This is a genomic window from Muricoccus vinaceus (assembly GCF_042433125.1).
GTDB lineage: Bacteria > Pseudomonadota > Alphaproteobacteria > Acetobacterales > Acetobacteraceae > Roseomonas > Roseomonas vinacea.
This window is the reverse complement of record NZ_JBHLVZ010000079.1, coordinates 1-4,621: the sequence shown is the minus strand read 5'-3', so window position 1 is coordinate 4,621 and position 4,621 is coordinate 1. Positions and strand designations below refer to the sequence as shown.

Annotated in this window: 4 protein-coding genes and 3 pseudogenes; 2 read left to right on the top strand and 5 right to left on the bottom strand. The window is 69.4% G+C overall.

Annotated elements, in window-relative coordinates; translation table 11 throughout:
* Positions 1-175: 175 nt before the first annotated feature.
* Positions 176-736 (bottom strand): annotated as a pseudogene (locus ACFFIC_RS21735) (IS66 family transposase); the annotation flags it as partial.
* A gap of 71 nt (positions 737-807) precedes the next feature.
* On the opposite strand from ACFFIC_RS21735, the gene ACFFIC_RS21730 reads away from it, so the two are divergent.
* Positions 808-1,845, top strand: a complete 1,038-nt coding sequence (locus ACFFIC_RS21730) for an IS110 family RNA-guided transposase (protein WP_377054253.1) — start codon at positions 808-810, stop codon at positions 1,843-1,845.
* Positions 1,846-2,107: 262 nt separating this feature from the next.
* Here the strand turns inward: ACFFIC_RS21730 and tnpC are convergent.
* The 4 genes and pseudogenes from tnpC to ACFFIC_RS21710 form a co-directional block, all read right to left on the bottom strand.
* Positions 2,108-3,120, bottom strand: a pseudogene (gene tnpC / locus ACFFIC_RS21725) (IS66 family transposase); the annotation flags it as partial.
* Positions 3,121-3,182: 62 nt separating this feature from the next.
* Complete coding sequence (tnpB, locus tag ACFFIC_RS21720; RefSeq protein WP_377054251.1) at positions 3,183-3,455, bottom strand: IS66 family insertion sequence element accessory protein TnpB; 273 nt, start codon at positions 3,453-3,455, stop codon at positions 3,183-3,185.
* A 72-nt stretch (positions 3,456-3,527) separates the two neighbouring features.
* The gene (tnpA, locus tag ACFFIC_RS21715) at positions 3,528-3,896 is read right to left on the bottom strand and encodes an IS66-like element accessory protein TnpA (RefSeq protein WP_377054249.1); all 369 of its coding nucleotides are present in this window, start codon (positions 3,894-3,896) and stop codon (positions 3,528-3,530) included.
* A 43-nt stretch (positions 3,897-3,939) separates the two neighbouring features.
* A complete protein-coding gene (locus ACFFIC_RS21710) occupies positions 3,940-4,176 on the bottom strand; it encodes a cytochrome C oxidase subunit IV family protein (RefSeq protein ID WP_377054255.1) in 237 nt (78 codons plus the stop codon).
* A 107-nt stretch (positions 4,177-4,283) separates the two neighbouring features.
* On the opposite strand from ACFFIC_RS21710, the pseudogene ACFFIC_RS21705 reads away from it, so the two are divergent.
* Positions 4,284-4,559, top strand: a pseudogene (locus ACFFIC_RS21705) (helix-turn-helix domain-containing protein); the annotation flags it as partial.
* Positions 4,560-4,621: the final 62 nt, after the last annotated feature.

Sequence of the window (4,621 nt, the reverse complement as noted above, 5' to 3'; positions counted from 1 at the left end):
CGTACACAACATAAACCCCCACATGCTCATAAACAGCATGTGGGGGTTCGCCGTTGAAGAGTGCTCCAAACGATCATGTTCCCTTCTCTTCGGTCGGCAAAGCTCCTCTTGGTACGACAGTTCCGGCTTGGAAAGGCTCGGAGCGTACCCATCCGGTGAGGGCCACGGTTGACGATCAGGCGGCGGTTGGGAGCGCTGTCGCCTTGGGCTCCCAGTTCCACGGCAGGAGCTGATCGAGCTTGGAGGCGGGGTGGTCGGCGATGCGGGCGAGCACGTCGGCGAGCCAGGCACGCGGGTCGACGTCGTTGAGCTTGGTCGTGGTGATGAGGGAGTACATGGCGGCAGCGCGCTCGTCGCCGCGGTCGGAGGCCGCGAACAGCCAGGCCTTGCGGCCAAGGGCGACGCCGCGGAGCGCCCGCTCGGCGGCGTTGTTCGTGAGGCAGATCCGGCCGTCGTCGAGGAACCCGGTGAATGCCTCCCAGCGCTTGAGGGCGTAGTCCATCGCCTCGGCGAGGTCGTTGTGGCGCGACAGCCTGCCCCTGGTCTCGAGCATCCACGCGTGGAGGTCGGCGATCAGCGAGGCCACGACGGCGGTGCGATGGACCAGGCGCTCCGCGGCGGGGCGGCCATTCACCTCGCGCTCGGCGTCGAACACGCGGTCGATGCGCCGCACCGCCTCGGCGGCGAGCGGGGCGCGGGCGACCTCGACCAGCTCGAACGTCTTTCGGCGGAAGTGATGGCATGGACCGCCCCCTCCCAGCCGCGCTCTTGCGGCTAAGCTGGGTGGGCAGCCCGAGGAGGAGAGCCATGCCAAACCCTGTCGCACCCCATGTCATCGGCCTCGACATCGCCAAGAGCGTGTTCCAGGCACACGGCGCTGACGCCTCCGGGCGCGCCGTCCTGCGCCGGCGGCTGCGACGGGCGGAGGTCCTCGGGTTCTTCGCCCGGCTCAGCCCCTGCGTCGTGGGGATCGAGGCCTGCCCGAGCGGCCATTACGGGGCCCGGGAACTGATCGCACTCGGCCATGAGGTGCGGCTGATCCCGCCGCAGTTCGTGCGGCCCTTCGTCAAGACGAACAAGAACGATGCGGCCGATGCGGAGGCGATTTCAGAGGCCGTCCTCCGTCCGAGCATGCGGTTCGTGCCGGTGAAGTCGGCCGAGCAGCAGGCGGCGATGATGATCCACCGAACACGGGCGCTCCTCCTGCGTCAGCGCACCCAGCTTATCAATGCGCTCCGGGGGCACCTCGCCGAGTTCGGCCTCGTCGCTTCGCGCGGGACGCGCAACATCCGCCAGCTCGCCGACCTGGTGGAGGAGACTGACAGCGCGACCCTGCCCGATGCGGCCCGCGCCATGCTCGTCATCATCCTTGAACAGATCCGCGAGGTCGCCGTGCGCGTGGCCGGGATCGACCGAACGCTCGACAGCTGGGCCAAGTCGTCGGAGGAGTGCCGCCGCCTGATGGCGATACCTGGGGTGGGCACGATCTCCGCGACGGCCCTCGTCCTGGCGATGGGTGATCCAGCCCGGTTCCGCTCCGGACGGCACTTCGCGGCCTGGCTCGGGCTCGTGCTGCGGCAAAACTCGAGCGGCGAGAAGGAGCGGCTCGGCCGGATCAGCAAGCGAGGAGATGGATACATCCGGACCCTCCTGATCCACGGCGCGCGATCCATCACCCGCTGGCATCGGGAGAGTTGGTCCTGGCTCGCAGGGATGATGGCACGTCGGCCGACGAACGTCGTCGCGGTCGCGATCGCCAACAAGACGGCACGGACGGCCTGGGCGCTGCTCGCGCGGGGACGGGCGTTCGAGGCCAGGGGGAGCCGGAGCGCCGCCGCCGCGTAAGGCGCGGCATCCCGGTCCCCTCCCGAGAGGAGTGCGTGGGCAGAAACGCCGTTGATGGCTCACCCGGTCGTACCGAGCTCCGCCAACCCCGCTGGGCGCATCGGCCTTCGAGGCCGCAAAAGTGATAGGGCGCGGAGCTGCGAATACTCACATCAGGGCCTGCGGCCGACGTGCCGCGACGCAAGGCCGAATGGATGGCTGCACACGACCTCGGGTAGCGTAGACGACGAGAATGCCCTTGCGCCCAGGGGGCGGTCCATGGATGCGCCCAACAGGCGGCCTCGGTGATGGGGCCCGGCTGGCGGCCGGGGCGGTAGAGCTCGCCGAACCCGGCATAGGCGTCGGCCTGTAGGATCCCCGCGTAGGAGGCCAGATGGCGCCTCGGGTGCTCGGCCGTGCGGTCGCGTGAGAACTGGAACAAGGCGGCCGGCGGGGCCGGTCCGGCAAAGGGCCGGTCGTCCCGAACATAGGTCCAGAGCCGGGCCGTGACCGTCTTGCCGCGGGCGAGCAGGGGCACGGTGGTATCATCCCCGTGCAGGCGCTCGGCGCCCAGGACGTGGGCCGCGGTAAGGGCGTGGAGCGGCGAGAGGACTGCGGCCGCAGTGCCGACCCAGTCGGCCAGGGTGGAGACGCTCAGCTCCACTCCCTCGCGAGCGTAGGTCTCGCTCTGCCGGTTGAGCGGCAGGTGCTGGCCGTACTTGGCCTCCAGTACCATGGCCAGCAGGTTCGGCCCGGCGCGCCCGCGGGCGATGGGGTGGAATTGCGCCGGCGGCTGGGTGATGGTCTCGCAGGTCCGGCACGAGAACCGCTTCCGCACGGTCTGGACCACTTTCCAGCTGCGAGGCACCGCCTCCAGGATCTCGGTGTGTCCTCGCCCAGCTTGGACAGCTTGCCCCCGCAGCAAGGGCAGGCGGCGGGCGACGGGATCACCACCCGCTCGCGCGGAAGGTGAGCGGGCAGAGGACCCCGGACCGGCTTGCGGGGCGGTACGTCAGGTCGGTCGCCACCCTGGCCCTCCGCCCGGGTCGCGTCCTCGGCGACCGTCGCAATCAGGTCGCCGAGTTCCAGCTCCAGCTGGTCGATGAGCTTGCGGCCGCGCTCGGAGGAGGCGCCGAATTTGTCGTGGCGCAGCTTGGCGATGACCAGCTTGAGGTGCGCGATCATCGCCTCGGCGCCGGTCGCACGAGCCTCGGCCGCGAGGCGGGCCTCGCGCTCCGCGGCAAGGGCCGCGCGGAGCGCCCCGACATCGTCGACAGGGTCCGGCGCGGCCGTCATGGAGGGAGTGAATCAGACGAGGGGACGGGCCGCCAGCACAATCACACCCGCCCCTGGCAGGCTCAACCCGCGACCTGTGGCCGGTAGGTGTGCTGCGGGTTCCGCCAGTCGATCCCGTCCAGCATGTAGGCCAATTGCGCCGACGAGATGGCCACGGCGCCATCCGCAGGCGCGGGCCACAGGAAGCGTCCCCGCTCCAGCCTCTTGGCATAGAGCGACATGCCGAGCCCATCGTGCCACAGGATCTTGAGCAGGTCGCCGCGTTTGCCGCGGAACACGTAGAGGTCGCCCGCGTGCGGATCACGCCCGAGCGCCTCCTGCACCTGCAGCGCCAACCCATTCATGCCCCGGCGCATACACCGTGTGGCCCGCCGCCAGCCAGACCCCCACACCGGAGGGAACCGGGATCACCGCCGCAGCACCGACAACACGCGGCGCAGCGCCGCCGCGTCCACGTCAGCTCCCACTCGAACAAGCGTGCCATCGGGCAGCGCGATCTCGATCCGCGGATCCGTCGCCCCCGCAGACGCACCAGGCCCGGGCGGCACCGCGTCGCTCACCTGCAGGGGCAGGAACACCGGCTCTCGAGGATCGGTCACCGAAAGACGCCCCTGCCGCAGCTGACGCCGCCAGTACCATAGCAAGCCGCCGCTGATGTCGTGCCGCCGGGCCACCTCCGACGTCCGCGCCCCAGGCTGCGCCGCCTCGGCCAGTACGCGCAACTTTTCCTCGGCGCGCCAGCGACGACGTCGCTCCACCCCGGTGATGATCTCCATCCCGCCCCCGTCCTTAGCGTCGCCCTTACGCGCGTCACTAAGGTCAGCAAACATCACCCCTCAAAACAGGCGGCACTCGGCGGATGGATACCTCGGAGCGACTAGCCAGATCCACGAAGGTCAACGTGAACATGAATGCGACCCACAGAAGGGCAGCGCCGCATGCCAGCTGCAGGAGTGGATCGGGCTTTCGCAGGTTCATGAACGAATATGCAATGAGCAGTGCCTTTGCGGCGGCAATCCCCAAGCTGGCAGGCGTGTTCCAGCGACCAAGCGGCAGGTTATAAGCCCGGCGGTGATTTCTGACTCTCTTGGGGTTCGGTCGTGTCGCGTGAGGTGATTCGCTTTTCCTGCCGACAACGGTGGGAGGGCGACGTGGCTGGTGCGGTGGCGGTCACGCGGAGGGATCTGGATGCGGCAGGGCTGCGGCGCGCGGCGGGACGCTCGCGCAATGGCTCGGCTGCACGTCGGATGTTGGCCTTGGCAAGGGTGCTGGACGGGGCATCGCGCACGGAGGCGGCGCGGACCGCAGGCATGGACCGTCAGACGCTGCGGGACTGGGTGCATCGCCACGTCGAACCAAGGGGTTCGCCGGACAAAGCCGAAGGCCTTGCCGGGCTGTTGGGCCGGTCCGGCGAGCGTGGCCCCAAGCCACGCCTCTCTGACCCTCCCCCGTGTTGGTGGAGACTTCAGATAAGCTCCTGCGGGAGCGAGGTGCCCTGATG